General features: G+C 72.2%; 25 protein-coding genes and 2 tRNA genes. 8 read left to right on the forward strand and 19 right to left on the reverse strand.

What is annotated here, in order from left to right:
* Window positions 1-94: 94 nt before the first annotated feature.
* The 5 genes from J2S41_RS28585 to J2S41_RS28605 form a co-directional block, all read right to left on the reverse strand.
* Window positions 95-1,999: a hypothetical protein gene (locus tag J2S41_RS28585; RefSeq protein ID WP_310372189.1), complete on the reverse strand. Its 1,905-nt coding sequence runs from the start codon at window positions 1,997-1,999 to the stop codon at window positions 95-97.
* Window positions 2,000-2,001: 2 nt separating this feature from the next.
* Window positions 2,002-2,373, reverse strand: coding sequence for a TraA-like protein (locus J2S41_RS28590; RefSeq protein WP_310372191.1), 372 nt, complete (start codon window positions 2,371-2,373; stop codon window positions 2,002-2,004).
* Between the two features lie 12 nt (window positions 2,374-2,385).
* Window positions 2,386-2,559 carry a hypothetical protein gene (locus J2S41_RS28595; protein ID WP_310372192.1) on the reverse strand — a complete coding sequence of 58 codons (174 nt, stop codon included), beginning with the start codon at window positions 2,557-2,559 and terminating at the stop codon, window positions 2,386-2,388.
* 76 nt (window positions 2,560-2,635) lie between these two features.
* Window positions 2,636-3,079, reverse strand: a complete 444-nt coding sequence (locus J2S41_RS28600; protein ID WP_310372195.1) for a Pycsar system effector family protein — start codon at window positions 3,077-3,079, stop codon at window positions 2,636-2,638.
* A complete protein-coding gene (locus J2S41_RS28605; protein WP_310372197.1) occupies window positions 3,076-4,572 on the reverse strand; it encodes a hypothetical protein in 1,497 nt (498 codons plus the stop codon). Before J2S41_RS28605 ends, J2S41_RS28600 begins: the two co-directional genes overlap by 4 nt.
* A 65-nt stretch (window positions 4,573-4,637) precedes the next feature.
* On the opposite strand from J2S41_RS28605, the gene J2S41_RS28610 reads away from it, so the two are divergent.
* On the forward strand, window positions 4,638-4,931 hold the full coding sequence (locus J2S41_RS28610) for a hypothetical protein (RefSeq protein ID WP_310372200.1): 294 nt from the start codon (window positions 4,638-4,640) through the stop codon (window positions 4,929-4,931).
* A gap of 65 nt (window positions 4,932-4,996) precedes the next feature.
* Here the strand turns inward: J2S41_RS28610 and J2S41_RS28615 are convergent, their stop codons facing one another.
* The 6 genes from J2S41_RS28615 to J2S41_RS28640 form a co-directional block, all read right to left on the reverse strand.
* Window positions 4,997-5,197, reverse strand: a complete 201-nt coding sequence (locus tag J2S41_RS28615) for a hypothetical protein (RefSeq protein ID WP_310372202.1) — start codon at window positions 5,195-5,197, stop codon at window positions 4,997-4,999.
* Between the two features lie 285 nt (window positions 5,198-5,482).
* Window positions 5,483-5,558, reverse strand: a tRNA-His gene (locus tag J2S41_RS28620).
* A gap of 87 nt (window positions 5,559-5,645) precedes the next feature.
* On the reverse strand, window positions 5,646-6,236 hold the full coding sequence (gene orn / locus J2S41_RS28625; RefSeq protein WP_310372204.1) for an oligoribonuclease: 591 nt from the start codon (window positions 6,234-6,236) through the stop codon (window positions 5,646-5,648).
* 220 nt (window positions 6,237-6,456) lie between these two features.
* On the reverse strand, window positions 6,457-8,376 hold the full coding sequence (locus tag J2S41_RS28630) for a hypothetical protein (protein ID WP_310372206.1): 1,920 nt from the start codon (window positions 8,374-8,376) through the stop codon (window positions 6,457-6,459).
* A 166-nt stretch (window positions 8,377-8,542) separates the two neighbouring features.
* Window positions 8,543-9,280: a YcnI family copper-binding membrane protein gene (locus tag J2S41_RS28635; protein ID WP_310372208.1), complete on the reverse strand. Its 738-nt coding sequence runs from the start codon at window positions 9,278-9,280 to the stop codon at window positions 8,543-8,545.
* Window positions 9,281-9,294: 14 nt separating this feature from the next.
* Complete coding sequence (locus J2S41_RS28640; protein WP_310372210.1) at window positions 9,295-10,965, reverse strand: copper resistance CopC/CopD family protein; 1,671 nt, start codon at window positions 10,963-10,965, stop codon at window positions 9,295-9,297.
* 238 nt (window positions 10,966-11,203) lie between these two features.
* Here J2S41_RS28640 and J2S41_RS28645 point away from each other — a divergent pair, with 238 nt between their 5' ends.
* From J2S41_RS28645 to J2S41_RS28655, 3 genes are read left to right on the forward strand one after another with little or no spacing between them, the layout of a single operon-like run.
* Complete coding sequence (locus tag J2S41_RS28645) at window positions 11,204-11,695, forward strand: MauE/DoxX family redox-associated membrane protein (protein ID WP_374728177.1); 492 nt, start codon at window positions 11,204-11,206, stop codon at window positions 11,693-11,695.
* On the forward strand, window positions 11,692-12,408 hold the full coding sequence (locus J2S41_RS28650) for a DsbA family protein (RefSeq protein ID WP_310372212.1): 717 nt from the start codon (window positions 11,692-11,694) through the stop codon (window positions 12,406-12,408). The genes J2S41_RS28645 and J2S41_RS28650 overlap by 4 nt, the downstream gene beginning before the upstream one ends.
* Before the next feature lie 29 nt (window positions 12,409-12,437).
* The gene (locus J2S41_RS28655) at window positions 12,438-13,640 is read left to right on the forward strand and encodes a hypothetical protein (RefSeq protein ID WP_310372213.1); all 1,203 of its coding nucleotides are present in this window, start codon (window positions 12,438-12,440) and stop codon (window positions 13,638-13,640) included.
* 142 nt (window positions 13,641-13,782) lie between these two features.
* Here the strand turns inward: J2S41_RS28655 and J2S41_RS28660 are convergent, their stop codons facing one another.
* The 4 genes from J2S41_RS28660 to J2S41_RS28675 are packed head-to-tail and all read right to left on the reverse strand — an operon-like array spanning window position 13,783 to window position 16,287.
* The gene (locus tag J2S41_RS28660; RefSeq protein WP_310372214.1) at window positions 13,783-14,532 is read right to left on the reverse strand and encodes an energy-coupling factor ABC transporter ATP-binding protein; all 750 of its coding nucleotides are present in this window, start codon (window positions 14,530-14,532) and stop codon (window positions 13,783-13,785) included.
* The gene (cbiQ, locus tag J2S41_RS28665) at window positions 14,529-15,269 is read right to left on the reverse strand and encodes a cobalt ECF transporter T component CbiQ (RefSeq protein ID WP_310372216.1); all 741 of its coding nucleotides are present in this window, start codon (window positions 15,267-15,269) and stop codon (window positions 14,529-14,531) included. Before cbiQ ends, J2S41_RS28660 begins: the two co-directional genes overlap by 4 nt.
* Entirely contained in the window at window positions 15,266-15,595 is a 330-nt protein-coding gene (locus tag J2S41_RS28670; protein WP_310372217.1) for a PDGLE domain-containing protein, read from the reverse strand. The genes cbiQ and J2S41_RS28670 overlap by 4 nt, the downstream gene beginning before the upstream one ends.
* Window positions 15,592-16,287, reverse strand: coding sequence for an energy-coupling factor ABC transporter permease (locus J2S41_RS28675; RefSeq protein ID WP_310372220.1), 696 nt, complete (start codon window positions 16,285-16,287; stop codon window positions 15,592-15,594). Before J2S41_RS28675 ends, J2S41_RS28670 begins: the two co-directional genes overlap by 4 nt.
* Window positions 16,288-16,391: 104 nt before the next feature.
* Here J2S41_RS28675 and bcp point away from each other — a divergent pair, with 104 nt between their 5' ends.
* The 3 genes from bcp (at window position 16,392) to J2S41_RS28690 (ending at window position 17,622) form a co-directional block, all read left to right on the forward strand.
* On the forward strand, window positions 16,392-16,868 hold the full coding sequence (gene bcp, locus J2S41_RS28680) for a thioredoxin-dependent thiol peroxidase (RefSeq protein WP_310372222.1): 477 nt from the start codon (window positions 16,392-16,394) through the stop codon (window positions 16,866-16,868).
* Window positions 16,869-16,916: 48 nt separating this feature from the next.
* Window positions 16,917-17,001 (forward strand) — tRNA-Leu (locus J2S41_RS28685).
* Between the two features lie 156 nt (window positions 17,002-17,157).
* A complete protein-coding gene (locus tag J2S41_RS28690) occupies window positions 17,158-17,622 on the forward strand; it encodes a cupin domain-containing protein (protein WP_310372224.1) in 465 nt (154 codons plus the stop codon).
* On the opposite strand, the gene J2S41_RS28695 is transcribed toward J2S41_RS28690, so the two are convergent.
* From J2S41_RS28695 to J2S41_RS28710, 4 genes are all read right to left on the reverse strand, one after another.
* Window positions 17,623-18,201 (reverse strand): TetR family transcriptional regulator, encoded by a 579-nt coding sequence (locus J2S41_RS28695; RefSeq protein WP_310372226.1) that lies wholly within the window; start codon window positions 18,199-18,201, stop codon window positions 17,623-17,625.
* A gap of 23 nt (window positions 18,202-18,224) precedes the next feature.
* On the reverse strand, window positions 18,225-18,665 hold the full coding sequence (locus J2S41_RS28700; protein ID WP_310372227.1) for a hypothetical protein: 441 nt from the start codon (window positions 18,663-18,665) through the stop codon (window positions 18,225-18,227).
* A gap of 14 nt (window positions 18,666-18,679) precedes the next feature.
* A complete protein-coding gene (locus J2S41_RS28705) occupies window positions 18,680-19,099 on the reverse strand; it encodes an EndoU domain-containing protein (protein WP_310372229.1) in 420 nt (139 codons plus the stop codon).
* Between the two features lie 485 nt (window positions 19,100-19,584).
* Window positions 19,585-20,307 (reverse strand): winged helix-turn-helix transcriptional regulator, encoded by a 723-nt coding sequence (locus J2S41_RS28710; protein ID WP_310372231.1) that lies wholly within the window; start codon window positions 20,305-20,307, stop codon window positions 19,585-19,587.
* Window positions 20,308-20,519: 212 nt separating this feature from the next.
* Here J2S41_RS28710 and J2S41_RS28715 point away from each other — a divergent pair, with 212 nt between their 5' ends.
* Window positions 20,520-20,759, forward strand: a complete 240-nt coding sequence (locus tag J2S41_RS28715) for a hypothetical protein (protein WP_310372233.1) — start codon at window positions 20,520-20,522, stop codon at window positions 20,757-20,759.
* The last annotated feature ends 3 nt before the right edge of the window (window positions 20,760-20,762 follow it).

Below are 20,762 nucleotides of genomic sequence, written 5' to 3' on the forward strand. Positions count from 1 at the left end.
GATCGGCCGTATGCACGGCCCTTTACTAGGACCCGGCCGCGCCCGAGCGCACCGTGCGCACCGTGTGCACGGCCGGGGTGGTGATCACTGTTGGTTACGCCCGCTGCGGGACGAGGATGCGGTAGTGGCCGCGGTCGCGGGCCGGGGCGAGCAGTGCGTCGGGTCCGTCGCTCATCTCGCGGAGTGCCTTGTAGAGCCAACTGCCGGACATGCCGGTCGCGGCGAGGACCGGCGACATCTGCTCCGGCTTCACCGTGGTCATCCCGCGTTCGGCGGCCAGCAGGATCGCCCGGCGCAGCTCGTCGCGTGCGTCGGCCGGCGACATCTGCTGGGCCGGCGCGAAGTCGAACCGTGGCCGGTTCCGGTCGATCTTGATGGGTTCGGCCGGGTCGACGTCGTCCGGCGGGTCGTCGCGAGTGAGGGCGTCCAGCTCGGCCCGTTCGTCGTTCGGCTCGTCGCTGGCCGGCGCCGGGGGCACCGGCGTGGTCGCGGCGGGCTGGGTGGTGTGCCCGCGGTAGCTGTCCACCGCGTGCTCGCGTTCCTCCTCGCTGGCCGCGAAGCCTCGCGCGGGCATCGCCGCGCGCTCCGGCTCGATGCCGGGCCCGGACGCGTAGCAGTAGCCCGGTTTCAGGGCCTTCCACTTCCACGGGGCGGCGCCGGCGTCGGCCTGCTCGTCGGTGAGCGCGGCCTCTGCGTCGGCCTCGTCCTTGACGCCGAGGCAGATCCAGGCCGGGATGTTCGACCGGGCGCTGGTCGGCAGCCGGTCGTGGGTGGCGCGCTGGAGTTCCAGCACGATGGTCATGCCGACCGAGCGCACGGCCTCGGACAGGTCGACCAGGTCGCCGTTGCCGGCCACGACCGCGGCGGCCTCGAAGATGAGCACGGTGACGTGCGGGATGCCGCAGCCTTCCTGCCACTGCTTGATCCCGCGCTCGCCGAGCTGCTTCGCCCGGCGCGGGATCTCGTCGCGCAGAGCCTCGATGACGTCCTCAGCGGCGTTACGGCCGGTCGTCACCTGGGCGGCGTGCCGGTGCAGCCAGGACGGCAACTGGTCGCCCTTGCGGGCGTCGATGATCCGCAGCTCCTCGTCGTGGCGGGTGAGCACCTCGGCGCAGAAGGTCAGCAGCAGCTCGGTCTTGCCGCTGCCGGACATTCCGACCACACCGAGGATGCCGATCGCGTTGCGCTGCACGGCGTGGTCGCCGACCAGGTGCAGTTGCAGCGGCTCGCCGTCCTCGCTCTTGCCGAGGACGACCGGCAGCGCGATCGAGCCGCCGGGCGCGGACGGGCCCGGCCACGGCACCGGGTCGCGCAACTGGTCGACCGGCACCACGTCGAGCCGGCCGCGGCGCTCGGAGTCCGGATCGGGGTGGGTCCGCACCGCCGTGCCGCCGACATCCAGGGCCGAGGCGATCTGGGAGCGGGCGCCCTGCACCTCGGCGAAGGTCTGCCCGGGTGGCAGGACCACCTGAGCGCTCACCTTCGCTCCGGCGACCTGCGGACGGCCGATGGCCGCGTCCTTGAGCTGCTTCACCGCGGCGCCCAGCTCGCCCATCTCGCCGCGGATCGCGCTGCGGTCGCCATCGGCGTCGCCGCGGGCCTGCCGCATGATCCGGTAGACGGCCACGATGATCGACATCAGCAGGCCGCCGACGAACCAGACGCCGAGCATCCCCTTCGAGATCGGGCCGGACAGTACCGCGGGGATGACCCACGCCGCGCTCAGCACGGTGACGCCGGTGGCCATCACCTGCATCACGACGCCCCGCGGCCGCGAGGACCACGCGACGAACGCGATCAGCACGCCGGCGCAGATCGTGAGCAGCACGCCGGTCCACCCGGCGGTGTCCGCGTCGGTGCCGTAGAGGATGTGCGCACCCCAGGTCAGCGGCAGCGCGGCGAACGCGCATAGCGGTGTGATCAGGTACGGCCACAGGGGCAGCCGCACGGTGTGGACGGAGCCGATCCCGTCGTTGGCCGGTCGGAGTTTCGTCTTCATGATCAGGCCTTGAACGTGAACTCGTCGGCACGCGGCTTGTAGCCGGCCTGCTCCAGCTCCGGCATGAACACCGCCTCGAACCGGTTCGTGGCGGTGATGATGTACCGGCTCGCCACGGTCAGCGCCTCCGCCGCCTGGGCGACCGGCTTGGAGATCTGCCGCGCCCGGTAACGCGCGTCCAGGCCGGCCACAAGCAGGTGCGGGTTGACCTTGCGCAGCTTGGCGTCCAACTCGGCCGCGGTGATACCCAACTCCAGCGAGCCCATATGCAGAAGCTTTCGGCTCTGCTCGGCCCACTCCAGCAGGGCGACGTTATCGGTCAGCGGCGCGTTCGGGGTGAGGAACCCGTGCCTGTGCCGCGTCTGATCCGCCACGTTGATCTCTCCTTACTTCTTGCCGCCGTAGCGGGTGCTGGTCTTGCCACGCACGCCCCAGGCCGCGAAGCCCGCGAGCGCGCCGAGCGCGAACCCGAGAACCGGGTCGGCCCCGGTCCGCGAACAGATGACGCCACCGATCAGGCCCACGACCAGCGCGGCTCCGATGGCCTCGATGAGGCGCACGGCCTCTCCCTTCTCGACCCGCCGTCTGGCGGCCGCCGCGCACGCCCGGGTGATGAGCCGGGCACCACGGGAGCCGTCAGATGTGCCAGGTCACGAGGCCGACCGCTACCGCAACGGCCGGTGAGGCGATCAGCAGGTCGATGGCGAGGCGCACCCTCGTGTGTTTGCGGACGGCGACGCGGGAGAGCCAACGGACGGTGCGGGCCTCGGTGTCACGGATCGGGTCCGCAGCGTCGAGATCGCCGCGGATCTCGACGTGCGTCATCCGCGCCCAGCGGACGACACCGTGGTCACCGGCGAGGTTCGGCCGTAGCACCAGCAGGAGCAGGCCGACGGCCACGAGCCACATCGCGACCAGCGCCCAGCCGCCGGCGCGCACCGGCGCGGGCAGCGCGGCCAGCGACAGCACGGCGGCGAGGATGGTCAGCATCGTGCCCGCGAACCCCGCGACGGCCTGTGCTTTTGCGTCGGCTCGTGCGATCTGCGCCTCGCCCTGCTGCACAGGCTCCGATGTGTTCATCGAGCCGCCTCCGCCAGCTCCGGCGCCGACCAATACGTGCGTACCGTGCGCACGCCGAGGCCGAGCGCGTCAGCGACCGCCTGCTGCGTCGCGTCCGGGTGGTCCACGCGATATGCCGCGACCCGGGCCGCGGTCTCCTCCGCGCTGGTCCGCCGCGCCGGCCGGGTCCGAGCCTCAACCAGCTCCGCGGTGAGCTGGTCGACCTGCGCGCCCCGGGCCGCAGCCTCACGGCGCGCGTCCTCCAGCAGCCGCCGCATCTCGGCTACCTGCCGCTCGGCCTGCCGCCCCGCCTCGGCTACTGCCTCGCGCCGGTCGGCGGCTGCCGCGTCGGCTGCCTGCCGCAGCTCGGCAACGAGCCGCTGTGCCGCCGCCGCGTCCTGCCGACGTGCCGCCTCGGCCGCCTCTACCGCGCGCCGTTGCTCGGCCGCTGCCGCCGCCGCGTCCTGCCGCTGCTGCTCGATCTGCCGCTGCAGGGCGGCAACCTCCGCGGCGGCTTGCCGGGCGTCCGCCTGCCGCTGCCGCTGCGCCTCCTCGGCAGCGGCAACCGCAGCTGCGATCGCCTGCTGCTGCCGCTCGATGGCGGCGAGCGCTTCGCGGTGCTGCCGGTCCGTGTCGCGTGCCGCAGCGGCTGCGGCGGCTGCGGACTGCTCGGCGACGGCGAGCTGGTCGACCTGCTCCGCGGTCAGCGGCCGGGTGCGCGCCTCGGCGACGAGGGTCCGCTGTACGCGCGCGGTGACCTCGGCGAGCATCGCGTCGTCCGCATCGAGGGTGAGCCGGTGCCAGCGTGCGGTGAGACGCGTGACCAGCGTGGTGTTGCCGTCGCGCTCGGCCTTCCAGAGCCGGAATCGCAGGCGGGTCAGCCGGTCGATGAGCTGCGCGCGGTCGATGGTCTCCAGGTCGGCCTTGCCCGGCTTGGCCAGCCTGAGCGCGATCACGCGCTGCCGCAGCCAGGGGCCGATCATCCACGTCAGCGCGTTCTCGTCGCGCTCGATCACCTCGTTCTCGCCCAGCTCCTGGAGCCCGAGCTTCCACACCCAGACCGCGAGCAGCGGCAGGACGAAGCGCAGCGGGATCTCGACCGGCGTATCCGCCGAGCAGGCCACGATCGCGCCGAGGATCGTGGCGATCGTCCAGACCGCGCGCAGGTGTTTGCGCTGCTTGATGCTGCCGAGACGGCTCTTCTCGGCCGTGATCATCTCGCCGATGATCGCGACGTCCCCGATCGCGAAGAAGATCAGCGCCAGCCCGCGGCCGAGCGTCAAATCCTCGGTGGCGACCTCCCACATGCCCTCGGCGGAGAAGCCCAGGATGGCCAGACCCAACCAACGGCGCAGCACCCGATCGGGCCGGCCGGTCTTACGGTCCGCGCGCTTCATCGCGACCAGCGCACACAGCACCAACACGACGCCGGCCGCGACCATCACCGCGTCCTCGTGCGCTCGGGCGAACCGCCAGGCGGCCGCGAGCCCACCGAGCAAGGTCTCTATGTCCATAGTCGCTAGTGTGTCGCGAAAGTCGCGACTAGCGCAAGGGGCGTGTTAGTCGCGAGAATGAGGGCATGTCGCTGGAATGCACGTCAGTCGTGGGAAAATCCTCGCCAGATGCCGAGGCTGAGGAGGCCTGCATGGGCGAGTGGATCAGCGTCGCCGAGGCCGCCAGACTGCTGGAAATTACGCCTCGCACGATCCAGCGTTCACTCGCCGACGAAGAGCGCCGGCTTCGAGAGTGGGGCGAGGAGGGCGCGGGCTGGCGATTCAAGCCGGTGACCGAGCGCCCGATTTATCAGCTACGTCGGTCCGTCGTGGAGCGAAAGGCCGGCCCGGCGCCCGGCCCCGAAGCTCCCGACGACTAGCTGTCACGCGCTGACGCGCCGCTGAGAATTCCCTCAGCGGCGCGTCGACTTCTGGCGTGCCCCCTTCAGCGGGCGGAGTGCAGCCAACGGATCGCCGCGGTCTCCTCCGCCGACCGCGATCGCGTCCGGCGAGAGATGCCGTCCACATACCCCTTGCTGTAGTACACCCGGCGCCCATGAGCCAGCCCGACCACCGCCCCGGCTGCCGCCGCGGTGGTGGCGATAAAGCCGGCCAGAACGAGCGTCTGGGAGTGCACCTGGATCACGATCTACCTCCTTGACTGACCGGCGTCTGTCCCACCACCAGCCAAGTGATCACTAGGGCACCGACAGTAGCCGCCCCTTGATCGGGTAACACTCGGTCGAACGGCTACAGGAATCCCACTGTTGGTGCTTCCATTCGTACAAACGTTCGACAGCTTGAGTCGGGCCCAGACAGGTCCCCTTCGGCTCAGCAGGGGCACGAAGGTGATCTCCCCTATATGTCCCCTAAAAACGATCAGGGCCGGTCCGAAGACCGGCCCTGATCTGCTGATACATCGACCAGCATGTGGGGTGACTGAGGGGATTTGAACCCCCGACACCCGGGACCACAACCCGGTGCTCTGCCAACTGAGCTACAGCCACCATGCCTTTCCCACCCGGACTTCAGGCCCGCGCGGGGTGCGGAACAATGATAGCCACACCCCAAGGGCGGCCGTCGAGCGGGTTGCCCTACAGCTGCGCGGCGATGGCCTTGGCGGTCTCGACGTCGGGGCCGGGCGGCGGGACGAAGATGGCGCGGCGGTAGTACTCCAGCTCGCGGATGCTCTCCCTGATGTCGGCGAGCGCGCGGTGGGAGAGGCCCTTGGCGGGCTGCCCGAAGTACGTACGGGGGAACCAGCGGCGGGCCAGTTCCTTGATCGAGGAGACGTCGATCATGCGGTAGTGCAGGTGGGCGTCGAGGCGGCGCATGTCGCGGGCGAGGAAGCCGCGGTCGGTCGCGATCGAGTTGCCGCACAGCGGTGCGCTGCGCGGGTCCGGCACGAACTGCGTGACGTAATCCATGATCAGGTCCTCGGCCTCGGCCAGCGTGACCGTCGAGGCGCGGACCTCCTCGGTGAGGCCTGACTTCGCGTGCATGTCGCGGACCACGTCCGGCATGTTCGCCAGCGCGGCGTCATCGGCGTGGATCACCACGTCCACGCCCTCGCCGAGCACCTGAAGGTTGGGGTCGGTCACCAGGGCCGCCACCTCGATCAGGGCATCCTTGCCCAGATCCAGCCCGGTCATCTCGCAGTCCACCCACACCAGAAGATCAGCCACGCCGACAGCCTACGCGCTGCGCCGACGGGTCGGCGGAGCGTGAGGGAGAGATTCCGGCGCCCCGCTCGGCATGCGCGTTGGAGCAGATCACCGCCAAGATGGACAGATCTGGTCGGATACCGCCTAAATCCCTAAAATGGTCGTTAAGGCCTCAAGGCCCTCACCATCCCCCGGTGAAGCGGCCCTCCACCCCCGTGGAGGGCCGCTCAACGCGCCGTTCTCACCGCCCCGCGCCGCGCACCTCACCATCGGCCGCCCTCCGCCGGCGACCGGCCCGCGGCACCGGCGCCGCAGCACCCTCCACCGGTACGACCGTCGCCTCTGCGGGGCCGCCCGGCGCCGTCCTCGCCTCCCCACGGGCCTCCGCACCCTCCCGGGCGGCCGGCGTCCCGCCACTCCCGGGCCGCCCCGCGGTCCCGGCCGCCTCCGCGCCCGGCACCAGCTCCACATCCGGCCGCATCGCGGCTTCCGGCGTCTCCGGCTGCGCCTTCCGTCGTGGCTGACGCTTGCCCGGCACCACACCCCCCGGCGCCGCGTGCTTCCCCGCCCCGGCACCGGTGTCCGCTCCCGCGGCCCGCTTCACCGGCGCCTTCGCGACCCCCTCGGCCTGCGCCTTCACCCGCCTCCGCGGCACGGCCCGCGGCTCGGGCGATCCCGCCTCGGCGGAGCCCGGCTCCGCCATCCCGGCGACGGCCACGCCGGTGACCTCGGTGGAGCCGGTCCCCGCGACGCCGGTCTCGGCCTCGCCGTCGACAGCGGCGGCGCCCGGGGACCGGGCGGCGCCCGAGGCTACGGGTGCGCCGGTGACGTCCGCGGGAATGGGCGGTTTGGTGTCCTCGGCGGGGTCGCGGGTCAGCGGCGGCCAGGTGAGCTGCGGCGCGACCGGCGGCATCGGTGCGGACCAGCCTCTCGGCCGCGCCGCCGGATCGCCGCCGGCCGGCCGCTCCCGTCGCGCGGCATCTCCCGTGGCGTCGCCCTCGCCCGGTTCCGGCGGCGCCGCATCGGCCAGCGTCGCGGGTCGCGCGGCGGCAGCCGCGGCCTTGGCCACACCGTCCGCGCTCACCTCGCCCGCCTCGGCCTCCGGCGACGTGTTCGCGGCCCCCGCCGGCGTCGCGGCGACCAGCTCGTCCGCGGCCACGACCTGATCGCCGGCCATTCCGGACCCCACGGCACCGGCGGAAGCGGCAGACACAGCCGGTTCTGCGGGATCGGCGGGACCAGCCGGACGTGCCGGAGGGACAGGCACGTCCCGGCCCGCGGAATCGCCCGGCGCCGCCCGGTCGACCGGCACCACGTCCCCGGCGACCTCGGCGGCCGGCGCCGGCTCCGCCTCCACCGCTGCCGCGCCCGACGGGGCGGGCCTGGACCACAGGTCGGCGGTCTTGCCGGGGTTTCGGCGGTGGCCGACGGGGGTGATGACCATGCCGTTCTCGCCGGGGTGGATCACGGAGGCGCGGGAACCGAGGCTGGCCGCCACGTCGGGCAACTGGGTGGAGTCGACCACGTAGACCAGTTCGCGCGGCCGGCTGGGCCGGGCGAGCACGGCCATGCCAGCGATGATCAGCAGGAGGCCGCCGCCGAGGCCGCCCCAGGTGGTGGCCGTCAGCCAGGTCGGCCGCAGTTCCGCGGTCACGGACATCGTGCCGGCCGGGCGGCCGTCCGGGGTCATGATGACCAGGGCCAGGTCGCGGTCGCGGATCTCGTCGGCCGTCCAGGCGAGGGTGCCGTCGCCGGAGCGGGTCCAGAAGTCCTGGCGGGCGGGTTCCTCGGCGGGTGTGCGGGCGCCGGCGACCGTGCTGACCCGTACCGGCAGCGGGCCCGTCGTCAAGGCGAGCTGCTCGAAACGGGTGTGGCGGGCGGGCCGGAGGTAGGCGGCGGCCTCGCCGGCGGGCGCCAGTCCGACGAAGGCGGGTCCCGCGTCGGTGCCGGCGGTGATCCGGAACTCGGTACGCCCGGCGCGGGCGAACGCGGCGTCGCGGGCGAGCAGGCCGTCCAGGTCCTCGACGATCAGCGCCTGGCCGGGTACGTCCAGTTCCTCCAGGTGCGCCCGGAACGCACCTCCGGGATCGCGGTGCTGGCCCACGGTCCACAGCGCGCCCGCGGCGAGCAGGACCGGCAGGCCGACGGTGAGCAACAGCATTCCGACGATCAAGCGGATAATGCGCATCGGTTTCCCCCTTTGCCCGTTATCGGACCATACCGAGCGAAACGTCCGCCTACCGCACATCGACACGGCCTGAACGACGGCGATGGACACGGAAACGGCCCGGCCCCACGCGGGAGCCGGGCCGTTGCGTACCGTCCGATCAGGCGTCCGCGGAAGGAGCGGCGGCGGCCGGGGCCGGCCGCGCACCGGTCCGGGTGAACGCCAGGCCGCCCAGGACCAGCCCGATCAGGCCGGCGACCAGCGCCGCGATCGCGATGCCCAGCGCCGGCCCGGAGCTGGAACCGGTGGACTCGGTGGCCGCGACCGGCGCGGCCGACGGGGCCTCCTCCGCGGCGGCGGCCGTCAGCGTGAGCACGGGCGCCGGGCTCTCCGGCTCCTCACCGCCCGCGACCGGCTCGTCGATCCAGCGCACGACCTCGCCGTCCGAGTACGTCTGCAGCGCCTTGAAGACCAGTTGGTCGGCCTCCGGCAGCGGCCCGAGCGAGACCCCGAACTCCTGGAACGTGCCGGGCGTGATCTCCGAGCCCTTCGCGGCGGTCCAGGTGATCTTCTTGACCACCTCGGTGATCTCGGCGCCGTGCGCGGTGACCGGCGTGGCCGGCGCGCCCTTCTCCAGCGCGACGGTCCAGCCGGGAACCGGCTGGGTGGAGACGGAGGCGATCGGCGCGTTCTCCGGGAGGAAGACCTCCAGCTTGGTGGTGGAGGCGGTGTCGCTCTCGTTCGGCACCCGGAAGTCCACCTTGGCGTACCCGCCCTGGGTGGCCTCCCTGGGGTTGACCGTGACGTGCGCGGAGGCCGGGCCGGCGAAGGTGAGCACGCCGACCACGGTGGCGCCGAGGCTGAGCAGTGCCGCGCGGGCTGCGGTACGGGGAGACATGGTTGACCCTTCAGTCAGGAGGCGACGTCCACCGTGACGGTGACGGTGGCTTGATCGATCTCGGTGGTGCGCAGTGTGAACTTGAACTCCCAGGTCCCGGCCGCCGGCAGCTGGAACTCGCTGATCGCGTGGTTGTCGGCGACGCGGAGCATGGGTACGTCGATCGGCTCGATCCCGGCGGCCGGGAGCGCGGCCGTGGTGGTCCACTCCTCCGTGGTGAGCAGGTTCGTGGTCCCCGGCTCGTACGCGTACAGGTGCAGCGAGTTGCCCCCGACCTTCGCCGGGTCCAGCTCGACCTGGAGCGTGTAGAGCGGGCTGTCCACCAGCACGGAGAAGTAGCCCTGGTCGGCGAGCACCGCGTTCTCCGCCTCGGTGCGGGCCGGCGTCTGCTGGACCAGCACGGACGTCACGCCGAGCACCACCACGGTGATGGCCAGTTCGGCCCGGACCGCGGTCCGGATCCGGCCCGGGCGCTCGGCCGTGACGCGCTTGCGGACCAGCGACCGCGAGTACGCCGCGATGCCCACCACGGCCGCGAACAGCGCGGTCTTGACCAGGATGAACCGGCCGTAGGTGGTGCCGGTGAGCGCGTCCAGCGTGCCGATCTCGATGAGCGCGTTCACCACCCCGGCCAGCAGCAGCGCGCCGACCGCGAGCGCGGCCCAGCGGGACCAGATCGGCAGGATCGCGCCGAGTTCCCGCTCGCTGGCCTGCCGCAGCAGGAAGCCGATCAGCATGACCAGGCCGCCGAGCCAGACCGCCATGCTGACCAGGTGGACCGCGTCGGCCACCACGGAGACGGCCGCGACCGGCGAGGCGGACGGGTGGCCGGTGAGCGGCCAGGTGAAGATCGCGGCGGCGCCGAGCGCGGCCAGCACGATCAGGTCGATCGGGCCCTCGCCGGTGCGGCCGCCGTCGCCGCGGACCGCGAGGATCGGGCGGAGCATGATGGCGATCGCGACCAGCAGGCCGAGCCGGACCAGCAGCGCGGTGCCGAACGCGCTGGCCACCACGTCGCCGAGGCCACCGGCGTCCAGGATCGTGCCGCCGCTGGTGTACGGCGCCTGCAGGTAGAGCGCGGCGAGCGTGCTGGCCGCGACGAGTCCGAGGCCGGTGCGCACCAGCCGGGCGGGGCCGCGGCGGCTGAGCCGGGACGGCCACAGGAACAGCAGCACCAGGACCGGGCCGACCACCAGCACCAGGCCCGCGTACCCGAGGAACTTCGCGACCGGGATGACGCCCGCCACCACCGGGTCGGTCTCGTCGCCGTCCTCGGTGAGCGCGGGCACCGCGGACGTGGCGCCGACCGAGAACGTGAACGCGCCGCTGACCGGGTGGCTGTCCGCCGAGATCACCCGGTAGCTGACCAGGTAGGTGCCGCGCTGGTCCGCGCGGACCGGGATGATCAGCGTGGAGCCCTCGGCGCGCGGGTCACCGCCGACCCGGTCACCGTTCGGCGCGATCACCTGGATCTTGCCGGCGACCGGGTTCACCCCCTCGCTGAACGTGAGCTTCACGTCGGCCGGCGCGGCCTGGACCACGGACTGGGTGGCGGGCGTGGTGCGCTGGAGGACGGCGTGCGCGCTGGCCGGGCTCGCCGGTCCGACGAACACCGTGAGCGCGCCCAGGACGAGGGCGGCGAGCACGGCCCAGCGGCGTCTCTTCTCGGCAGTCATGCCGGACATGCTCTCCCACGGATGTGGCGGTGATCGCCCGTGGTCGGCGTGGCGTGTTCCGCACCTACCGATCCGACCCCAAATATGGGACCAAATCGGACTAATCGCGAGGTACGTGGGGGCATGCCGGGTTGGTCGGCCGGGTGGCCCGGAAAGTTCCCGGCGATCGCGGGACCTTCGTCCGTACCCGCCGGGGCCGGCTCCGGACACCGTGGGGACGGAACCGGGCGACGGTCCCGGACGACCAATGGAGGTGGACTTCTCAGTGTGGGATCGCGCCGGACCGTGGGGCGGGCTGGCCGCCCGGCTCGGGCTCGCCGCCGTCTGGCTCTACGCCGGCGGCGCCAAGGTCGGTGATCTGGCCGGCTCGGTGCGCGCGGTCAACGCCTACCGGGTGATGCCCTTCGACGTGGCCCAGGTGATCGGCGCGATGCTGCCGTTCGTCGAGGTCGCGGTCGGGTTGCTGCTGCTCGCCGGGCTCGCGACCCGGGTCAGCGCCGGGTTCTCCGCGCTGCTGCTGGCGGTGTTCATCGCCGGCATCGCCAGCGCGTGGGCGCGCGGCCTGCGGATCGACTGCGGCTGCTTCGGCAGCGGCGGGCAGCTCGCCGCCGGGGAGAGCCCGGCCTACGGCTGGGAGATCGCCCGGGACATCGGGTTCCTGATCCTGGCCGGCTACCTGATCGTCCGCCCTCAGTCCCGTTTCTCCGTCGACCGCTACCTGACGAGGTACAACGCATGAGTTCGCGCAAGGATCAAAAACAGGCAAACCGCATGGTACGCGAGCAACTCGCCAAGGAGCGGCGGCGCAAGGCCACGGTGTGGACGTCCGTGGTCGCCGCCGCCGTGCTGCTCGTGGCCGGCATCGCCGGGTACGGCATCTTCTCCGCCCAGCGCTCCGGCGAGGTGTTCACGCCGGCCTCCGCGGTCGCGGACGGCAGCGGGTTCGCGGTCGGCACCGGCTCGGTCACCGTCGACGTCTACGAGGACTTCATGTGCCCGGCCTGCGGCCAGTTCGAGAGCGCGGCCGGCGCCACGCTCGCGCAACTGGTCAGCGAGAACAAGATCACGGTGGTCTACCACCCGATCTCGATCCTGGACCGCTACTCGCAGGGCACGAACTACTCGACGCGCGCGTCCGGCGCCGCCGCCTGCGCCGCCGACGGGGGCAAGTTCGCCGAGTACCACCAGACGCTCTTCGACAACCGGCCCGAGGAGAACACGCCCGGCCTCGACGACGCCACGTTGATCTCGCTCGGCACGGCGCTCGGTCTGGGGGACTCCTTCACCCAGTGCGTCGAGGACGGAAGATACAAGACGTGGAGCGCACAGATCACGGACCAGGCGAGCGAGCGCGGGGTCACCGGCACCCCGACCATCTACGTCGCCGGGACAGTGCTCGACGACCGTTCCCCGGCCGGCCTGACCAGCGCGGTGGACGCGGCCGTCAAGTAGCCCGGCTGGCCGCCGCGGCCGTGGCCGGTGTGCTCCTCGCACCGGCCCCGGCCGCGCCCGCGCTGGCCCACGGCGGCGACGCGCCGGCCGGCACGAACTACCGGGCCACGCTCACCGGCGTCAGCCCCGCCGTGCCGGGCGTCCGGCTGCGGGTGATCGAGGCGGGCGCGCGGCTGGAGCTGACCAACGGCTCGGACCGGGAGATCGAGGTGCTCGGCTACGAGCGGGAGCCGTACCTGCGGATCGGGCCGGACGGCGTGTGGGAGAACGTGAACTCCGCGGCCACGTACCTCAACGCGACCATCGCCAGGTCCACGACCGTGCCGGCCACCGCCGGCCCGACCGTGCCGCCGTCGTGGCGCCGGATCTCCGACCGTCCGACCGCCCGCTGGCACGACCACCGTACGTACTGGATGAGCGAGGACCTGCCGCCCGCCGTGGCCGCCGACCCCGACCGCGTCCAGCGGGTACGGGACTGGACCGTCGACCTGCGCGACGGCGTCACGCCGATCACCGCGACCGGCACGCTCGACTGGGTGCCGCCGCCCTACGCCGGCGGCTGGTGGGCCGCGGTGCTGCTGGTCGCGGTCGCGGTGGCGGCGCTCGGGTTCCTCCGCGGCCGGGCCGCGCTCCGGCCGCTGGCCGCCGTCTCCGCGCTCGCCGGCGCCGCCGCGCTCGCCTCCTCCATCGGGCGGGAGATCGACGCGGGCAACGACACCGTGGGTACGGCGCTGTCCGCGCTGGTCGCCACGCAGCTGTGGCCGGCGCTCACCGGCGTCGGCGCGCTCGCCGCCGCGGTCGTCGCGGTCACCCGCCGCCCGTCCGCCGACTTCGCGCTCGCGCTGGCGGGCGTCTGCACCGGCGTGTTCGTCGGCGTGGCCAACGCGGGCGCGCTGGTCAACTCCGTGGTGCCGGCGCCGTGGCCACCGGTCGCGGCCCGGGTCGTGACCGTGCTCGCGCTCTCGCTCGGGTTCGGCCTCACCGCGGCGGCGGTCCTGCGCATGCGCGCGGCCGCGCTGGCGGCCCCCGCCATCCCCGACGGCTCCCCACCGTCCGGCGGCTCCCAGGAGTCCGGCGGTTCCCGAGAGTCCGGCGGTTCCCGAGAGTCCGGCGGCTCCCCGGAGTCCGGTGACGGGCGGAGTGCGGAGCAGGACCCGGCCGCCGCGCGACCGCGCCGCCGGGCACCGCTGACGCTTCGGGCCGCGCTCGACGACCAGCCCGAGAGGGAGTGAGCCGGTCCGCGCCCGCGCCGCCGCCCGTCGCGCACCGCGTTTCCACCCACGGCACCGGCAGGGAGGCCGGCCACGGCCGACCGGTGCCCGCGGGAGCATGCGGACCGCGCCCCGCCGGAAGCGGGAATATCAAGATCTTGATCTAGATCGCGGGTACCGAGAAGCCGTAGGGCAGTTCGAGGCGGTGGGCGGCGAGGAGCTCGGGGTCGGCGAGCAGCGTGCGCGTGGGGCCGTCCGCGGTGATCCGGCCGGCGTCGAGGATGACCGCGCGGTCGCAGAGTTCCAGCGCGTACGGCAGGTCGTGCGTCACCATCAGGACCGTGACCGGCAGGCCGCGGAGGATGTCCGCGAGCTCGCGGCGGGAGGCCGGGTCGAGGTTGGAGCTGGGCTCGTCGAGCACCAGGATCTCCGGGCGCATGGCCAGGACGGTGGCGACCGCGACGCGGCGGCGCTGGCCGAAGCTGAGGTGGTGCGGGATGCGGTCGCGGTGCTCGCGCATGCCGACCGCGTCCAGCGCCTCGTCGACGCGCGCGTCCAGTTCGGCGCCGCGCAGGCCGAGGTTGGCCGGGCCGAACGCGACGTCCTCCGCGACCGTCGGCAGGAACAGCTGGTCGTCCGGGTCCTGGAAGACGACGCCGACGCGGCGGCGGATCTCGGTGAGCGTGGCGCGATCGCGGCTGACCGTGAGTCCGGCGACCGTGACCGTGCCGGTGCCGCCGCCGAGGATGCCGTTGAGGTGCAGCACCAGCGTGGTCTTGCCGGCGCCGTTCGGGCCGAGCAGCGCGACGCGCTCGCCGCGTGCGACGGTCAGCGTGACCCCGTCGAGCGCGCGGTGGCCGTCCGGGTAGGCGTAGGTGACGTCGCGGACGTCGAGGCTCGGGGCGTCGCTCATGTGACGATGGTGGCGGTGACCGCGATCGCGGCCGTCACCAGGGGTACGGTCGCCACCGTCGCCCACTGCGCGACGCCCGCGCCGGCGTCCGGCCGGTGCGGCAGCGCGCCGGTGTACCCGCGGGACAGCATGGCCAGGTAGACCCGCTCGCCGCGCTCGAACGCGCGCAGGAACAGCGCGCCGACACCGGTCGCGAAGCCGCGCAGCTGCCAGAGGAACCGCGGGTCGTCGCCGCGGGCCAGCCGGGCGATCCGCATGCGCCGGGCCTCGTCGATCAGCACGTCCAGGTAGCGCAGCATGAACGTGGCGATCTGGGTGAGCACGGCCGGGCAGCGCAGCCGGTCCAGGCCGGCGATGATGTCGCGGGTGCTCGTGGTCCCGGCCAGGATCAGCGCGACCAGCACGCCGAGCGTGCCCTTGACCAGCAGGTTGAAGCCGCCGTAGAGACCGTCGACGGACAGGTGCAGGCCCCACCACTCGATCCGCTCGCCCGCGCCGGCGAACGGCAGCAGCACCGCCAGCAGCACGAACGGCACCTCCACCAGGCTGCGCCGGGCCAGCCAGCCGGCCGGGATCCGCGCGATCCCGGCGAGCACCGCGACGATCAGCGCGTAGACGCCGAACGCCCAGAACGCCTCGCGCGGCGTCGCCACGATCGCGATCGTGACCGCCACGGTGGCGGCGATCTTCACCTCGGGCGCGAGGCGGTGGACCGGGGAGTCGTGGTCGAGGTTCACGCCCGGGTCTTCCGCCGCATGAGCCAGAAGACGCCGCCGGAGACCGCGAAGACCAGCAGCACGCCGGCGACGCCGGAGAGGCCGGTCGAGAGGTACGCGTTGTCGATGCCGCGGATGCCGTAGTCGGCGAGCGGGCTGTCCGCCAGCTCGTGCTCCTCGGCACCCTGCGCCATGCAGGTGCCGCCGGTGATCTCGCCGTCCGCGTTCAGCGTGCAGCCCTTGGTCGACGCGGAGTCGAGGCCGTCCGGCGCCGACGACGCGACGTTGCTCACCACGCCGGCCAGCAGCAGCGCCGCCAGCAGGCCGGCCAGGATGAACTTCCTCATGCCGGCACTCCCGTCCTCGTCCGCAGTCCGCGCAGCGCGTAGACCAGGTCCGGGCGGACCCGGGCGACCGTCGCCACGGTCGCGGCGCTGATCAGGCCCTCACCGATGCCGATCAGCAGATGCGTGCCGGCCATCGTCGCCGCCACGCCGGCCAGCCCGGCGCCGGGCAGCTCGGTCGCGCCGCCCAGCGCGTACTGCAGCACGAAGCTCTGCGACGCCGCGACCACGCTCACCACGGAGGCGGCGAAGACCGAGATCGAGAGCCCGGCCGGGGTACGCGGAAGCACGCGCAGCAGCACCACCGTGACGCCGAACGCGACCGCGGTGGACACCAGCCCCATGTTCGTGATGTTCGGCCCCAGCGCCGTGATGCCGCCGTCCGCGAAGAACAGCGCCTGTGCCGTGATCACGATCGTCACGCACAGCGCGCCGACCCACGGCCCGACCAGGATGGCGGCGAGCGCGCCGCCGAGCAGGTGCCCGCTCACGCCCGGCAGCACCGGGAAGTTGAGCATCTGCACCGCGAAGATGAACGCCGCGACCAGCCCGGCCATCGGGACCAGCCGGTCCTCCAGGTCCCGGCGGCCGTTGACGAGACAGACCGCGATCGCCACGGCGGCGAGGACGGCGTAGGCGATGGAGACGGGTCCGTTGAGGACCCCGTTGGATATGTGCAGTGCCTGGAAGTCCATCGGCGCCGCTCCTCAGCTCAGGTACGGCTCAGCCTATTGACTCACCCCCCTTGTTGCCAAGATCTTGCAATTGGCGGATTCCGGCGGGCGGTAATCTGACACCCATGACCGAGCCGATCCGCCTCACCGCCGGCGACCCCGCGCCGCCGTTCACGCTGCCGACCGACGCCGGCGACCAGCTGTCCCTGTCGGACCTGCGCGGACGCAAGGTCATCCTGTACGTCTACCCCAGCGCCATGACCCCCGGCTGTACCAAGCAGGCCTGTGACTTCCGCGACTCGCTGGCCTCGCTGACCGCCGCCGGCTACCAGGTGGTCGGCATCTCCCCCGACGCCCCCGCCAAGCTGGCGAAGTTCCGTGAGCGCGACGCGCTCACCTTCCCGCTCGTCTCCGACCAGGAGAAGTCGGTGCTGGAGTCGTACGGCGCCTTCGGCGAGAAGAAGCTCTACGGCAAGACCGTCGTCGGCGTGATCCGCTCCACGTTCGTCATCGACGAGGACGGCCGCATCGAGCGCGCCCTCTACAACGTCAAGGCCACCGGCCACGTCGCCAAACTCCGCAAGGACCTGGGCCTCGACTGATCCCGGACACCCCTTTCCCGCGCGGAACCCGTAGACTCGCTGCAGCCAGCGGGAGTGGCGGAATCGGCAGACGCGCGGGATTTAGGTTCCCGTGCCTTCGGGCGTAGGGGTTCAAGTCCCCTCTTCCGCACCATGCATCATCCGCGGGGTTTCCGCGCACCCTCTCCTTCGGATTCATGAATCCGCACAGCGACGTTGATGTCGCGGCGCGACATCAGTGGTACCGTGATGTCTCGGCGCGACATCACGGTCGCGTGCGTGACGTGGATTCCGCTCAGGGAGGCTTCCCATGGCTCGAGTCACGATCGTCCGGCCCGGCGAAGGCGAGCTCATCGCCAACAACGGGCCGTCGCAGATCCGAATCCTGGAGGACGGCGGCAACACCGGCCATCGGCTGGGGGTCGGTGAGATCACGCTGCGGCCGCACACGCCCGGGCCGATCCAGCACCGGCACGCCCAGCACGACGAGGGCTTCTACGTGCTCTCCGGCGAGGTGCGGTTCACGGTGGGGCAGGACGACTACGACGCCGGGCCCGGGACCTGGGTCATCGTGCCGCCAGGGGCGCCGCACACCTTCGCCAACGTCGGCGACGACACGGCGGTCATGCTCTCCACCTTCACGCCGGACCTGTACGTGCAGTACTTCCGCGACCTCAAGACGATGGTCGAGTCCGGCCAGCCGATGACGGCCGAGACCATGACCCCGCTGTGGGCGCGGTACGCCACCGAGATCTCCTCCGAATACCGATCCTGATCACGGGAGCCGCGCGGCCCCGGGCACGATCGCGGCCAGGAGGGACAGCACCGCCTCGGTCCCGGCCATCAGGTCGGCGTCGCCGCCGTCGTTCAGCCACCGCCGGTACGCCGTGCGGAAGACCTGGATCCCCACGCTCGCGGCCAGCTCGGCGACGTCGGGGGCGACGCCGCGCCGCCGGAGCGCGTCGCCGAACCCGTCGGCCGCCCGCTGCTGTTTGATCAGCTCCCGTTCCAGCAACCCGGGGTTCGCCGCGATCATCGCGTCCCGCCGACGCTGGGTCTCGCGCGATCCGAGCTTCTCCCAGTCGAACCCGGCCAGCGTCCCGACCACCGCCCGGAGCGGCTCCGAGACGTCGGCCGTATCGCGGATTTCCCGGACGAGCTCCCGGTAGAGCGCGTCCGCGTCGGCGAAGAGCACCTCCTCCTTGTCGGGGAAGTACCGGAAGAAGGTCCGGGAGGTGACCCCGGCGCGCTGCGCGATCTGGACCGCGCTGGTGGCGTCGAACCCCTGCTCCGCGAACAGCTCCATGGCGGCCTGCTTCAGCCGCTCCGCACTGCCGTGCTCCCACCGAGGCATGGCGCCAAGTTAATCAGCCGCCCCTAGAAGAACCGGCCGCGGTACGGATGGGGACGGCCCCACTTCTCCTCCCAGCGCACCAGCCCGGCCTGCCACTCCGGCAGGTCGGGCCGGTATTGGCGGGTCACATTGCGCTCGGGCTGCTCGACCAGGAATCGCCAGTAGTCCTCGACCACCGAGCGCACCACGTCGATCGGATAGCTCTGCGACCTGCCGGGGATCCAGTTGTTCGAGACCGCGAACGTGGAGGAGGTGAAAGTGACCTCGTAATTGTCGCTGCTCCACTCCTCGAACGGTGCGCGCCCATGGGTGACGTCGTCGATCATCGCGAGTGCGTCCAGGCAGGCGAGGAAATAGCGGGAGATGTCCATCATCGCCCACTGACCGAGCAACTCGTATCGCTCGTCCGTCGCGTGATAGATCGGCGCGTTGTACTGGTCCATCGAGAAGGTGACGGGGCCCACGATGTGCCTCTCGATCAGGGGAGCAGCAGCGGCCAGCCGTGCGTGAAACCGCCGCTGCCATTGTAGAAACCTTCGATCGTCATTCCCTTGTACGTGCCACGCCAGGTGTCGGCGTCCACCCTGGTCGCGTTCTTGAAGGCGCCCGCCACGGCGTTGTCCACCTGAGCCGGAGTCCAATGGTCGGGGAAGAACGAACTGACGCCACCGTTACCGGCTTTCGGCTTCCAGCGCCCGTGCGGCGGATCGAGCGTCGAGTCGAAGAACTCCGGCTCAGCCTGATATACGCCGCTCGGGTGGTCGACCCTGGTACCGGGAATGAGCCGGCGCCCCTCGTAGTCCCGCCCGCCCGGCCGGTAGTGGTAGCCGGAGCCCTTGGGCTTGCCGGGGCGTACGTGGCCTCCGCCGATGGTGTGCTCGGTGAAGTGCGGGTTCATGCGATGTGGACTGTCGCGCCGCCTCGTCTTCCGGAGGAAGCGAAGAGCGGCGCGCATGAGCCGGCCGCTCGATGCGGCTCGCCCGCCGGCCATCCGGCATCACCATCCACCAGGTTGCCCGACCCCGGGAACAACGCACCTTAGCAAAGAAAAACGTCGATGCGATGTCCCGGCTGCCGGTCCGGACCGCGCCCGGTCCTGGCCGAAGGGCGCAGACGGCGGGATTCCACCGCCGAAGCCGCGGCGCGAGATCCGCCGCCGGCCACGGCGGGGCCCGGCGTGGTGTGGTCCTGGCCACGCCGGGACCGGCTCCGCCGCGGCGTCCGGAGCGGAGCGCCAGCGGAGTCGGAGGCCGCCGCGCGGTGTGCCCGCGGGAGCATGCGGAACCCGGGCACGCCGGAAGCGGGACTATCGGGTTCCGGGTTTTGAGAACGCCGGCGGAGCATGCGGGCTCGGCAGCGCCAGGGGGCGGGATGGCGAAGGAGCTAGGCCAGGACGCGGTCGATGTCCGGGGTGAGGATCGGGGTGTCCGGGCGGGGTGGGAGGACGAGCTTGTAGCCGACCTGACGGACCGTGCCGATCATGGACTCGTATTCGGAGCCGAGCTTGGCGCGGAGGCGGCGGACGTGGACGTCGACCGTGCGGTGGCCGCCGAAGTAGTCGTAGCCCCACACCTCGCGCAGCAGCTGGTCGCGGGTGAAGACCCGGCCGGGGTGCTGGGCGAGGAACTTGAGCAGCTCGAACTCCTTGTACGTGAGGTCGAGCGGCGCGCCCTTGAGCTTGGCGGCGTAGGTGGTGGGGTCGATGGCCAGCTCGCCCGCGGTGATCATGCCGTTGGTGCCGGCGGCCTGCGCGTCGCGGCGGGCGGTGACCAGTCGCAGGCGGGCCTCGATCTCGGCGGGGCCGGCGGAGACGAGCATCACGTCGTCGAGTGCCCATTCGGCGGAGACGGCGGCGAGGCCGGCCTCGTCGACGATCGCGACCAGCGGTGTGGAGAGGCCGGTGGCGCGCAGCAGGCGGCAGGTGTCGCGGGCCTCGGCGAGGCCGGAGCGGCTGCCGAAGCCGTGCGCGCCGTCGACCAGGACTACGTCCGGGTTGGGGCCGGTGATCAGCGCGGACACGTCGCGCGGCGCGATGCGCAGCGTGTGCGGGAGCAGGTCGAGCGCGGGGAGGACGCGGCGGGCGCGCTCGCCGGCGATGGCGGTCATGAGAAGGATCTCCACGGTGCCCCTAACCCCCGAAGGTGTGCTCGGAAAGGCCAGAGTCCAGCAGTTTTGTTTCCATTCAGTGATCGTCGGATTCCGGGTGTCGAACACCACGTTTACCAGCGGAGATCATGTCCGAGCTGGGAAGAAGTCGTAACCGAACCGATCAAGATCAACATATTCGGCATGGCCGCGACCTGCGGTACGGTCCGAGAGTGAGAGTCGAATGCCACTGGTGGAACGGGAACCGCACCCCGAAGGGTCGTCGCGACGTCTACATCCGGACGGATGGTTCCCGTTGGGAGGTCGAGGCGCAGATCGGCGGCGCTTCCGGCAAATCCAAGGTCCAGGAGTGCCCCAGCCACGCATCGGCCGTGATCCTCGCCAACGCCTGGCGGGGCTCCAACCCGAACTGGTTGGAGGTGCCTCAGCCGCGCACCCCCGCGCACAGCTGAGAC

This window comes from Catenuloplanes atrovinosus, from assembly GCF_031458235.1.
GTDB classification, from domain to species: domain Bacteria; phylum Actinomycetota; class Actinomycetes; order Mycobacteriales; family Micromonosporaceae; genus Catenuloplanes; species Catenuloplanes atrovinosus.

What these genes read in the sequence shown, in the direction of transcription:
- J2S41_RS28705 (WP_310372229.1), bottom strand. Translation starts at nt 19,099, where the DNA reads ATGAACCCGCACTTCACCGAGCACACCATCGGCGGAGGCCACGTACGC.
- J2S41_RS28645 (WP_374728177.1), top strand. Translation starts at nt 11,204, where the DNA reads ATGGAGGTGGACTTCTCAGTGTGGGATCGCGCCGGACCGTGGGGCGGG.
- J2S41_RS28610 (WP_310372200.1), top strand. Translation starts at nt 4,638, where the DNA reads ATGTCGCTGGAATGCACGTCAGTCGTGGGAAAATCCTCGCCAGATGCC.
- J2S41_RS28635 (WP_310372208.1), bottom strand. Translation starts at nt 9,280, where the DNA reads ATGTCTCCCCGTACCGCAGCCCGCGCGGCACTGCTCAGCCTCGGCGCC.
- J2S41_RS28690 (WP_310372224.1), top strand. Translation starts at nt 17,158, where the DNA reads ATGGCTCGAGTCACGATCGTCCGGCCCGGCGAAGGCGAGCTCATCGCC.
- J2S41_RS28670 (WP_310372217.1), bottom strand. Translation starts at nt 15,595, where the DNA reads ATGAGGAAGTTCATCCTGGCCGGCCTGCTGGCGGCGCTGCTGCTGGCC.
- J2S41_RS28660 (WP_310372214.1), bottom strand. Translation starts at nt 14,532, where the DNA reads ATGAGCGACGCCCCGAGCCTCGACGTCCGCGACGTCACCTACGCCTAC.
- J2S41_RS28695 (WP_310372226.1), bottom strand. Translation starts at nt 18,201, where the DNA reads ATGCCTCGGTGGGAGCACGGCAGTGCGGAGCGGCTGAAGCAGGCCGCC.
- J2S41_RS28630 (WP_310372206.1), bottom strand. Translation starts at nt 8,376, where the DNA reads ATGCTGTTGCTCACCGTCGGCCTGCCGGTCCTGCTCGCCGCGGGCGCG.
- J2S41_RS28600 (WP_310372195.1), bottom strand. Translation starts at nt 3,079, where the DNA reads ATGAACACATCGGAGCCTGTGCAGCAGGGCGAGGCGCAGATCGCACGA.
- J2S41_RS28675 (WP_310372220.1), bottom strand. Translation starts at nt 16,287, where the DNA reads ATGGACTTCCAGGCACTGCACATATCCAACGGGGTCCTCAACGGACCC.
- J2S41_RS28650 (WP_310372212.1), top strand. Translation starts at nt 11,692, where the DNA reads ATGAGTTCGCGCAAGGATCAAAAACAGGCAAACCGCATGGTACGCGAG.
- bcp (WP_310372222.1), top strand. Translation starts at nt 16,392, where the DNA reads ATGACCGAGCCGATCCGCCTCACCGCCGGCGACCCCGCGCCGCCGTTC.
- J2S41_RS28640 (WP_310372210.1), bottom strand. Translation starts at nt 10,965, where the DNA reads ATGTCCGGCATGACTGCCGAGAAGAGACGCCGCTGGGCCGTGCTCGCC.
- J2S41_RS28585 (WP_310372189.1), bottom strand. Translation starts at nt 1,999, where the DNA reads ATGAAGACGAAACTCCGACCGGCCAACGACGGGATCGGCTCCGTCCAC.
- J2S41_RS28605 (WP_310372197.1), bottom strand. Translation starts at nt 4,572, where the DNA reads ATGGACATAGAGACCTTGCTCGGTGGGCTCGCGGCCGCCTGGCGGTTC.
- J2S41_RS28710 (WP_310372231.1), bottom strand. Translation starts at nt 20,307, where the DNA reads ATGACCGCCATCGCCGGCGAGCGCGCCCGCCGCGTCCTCCCCGCGCTC.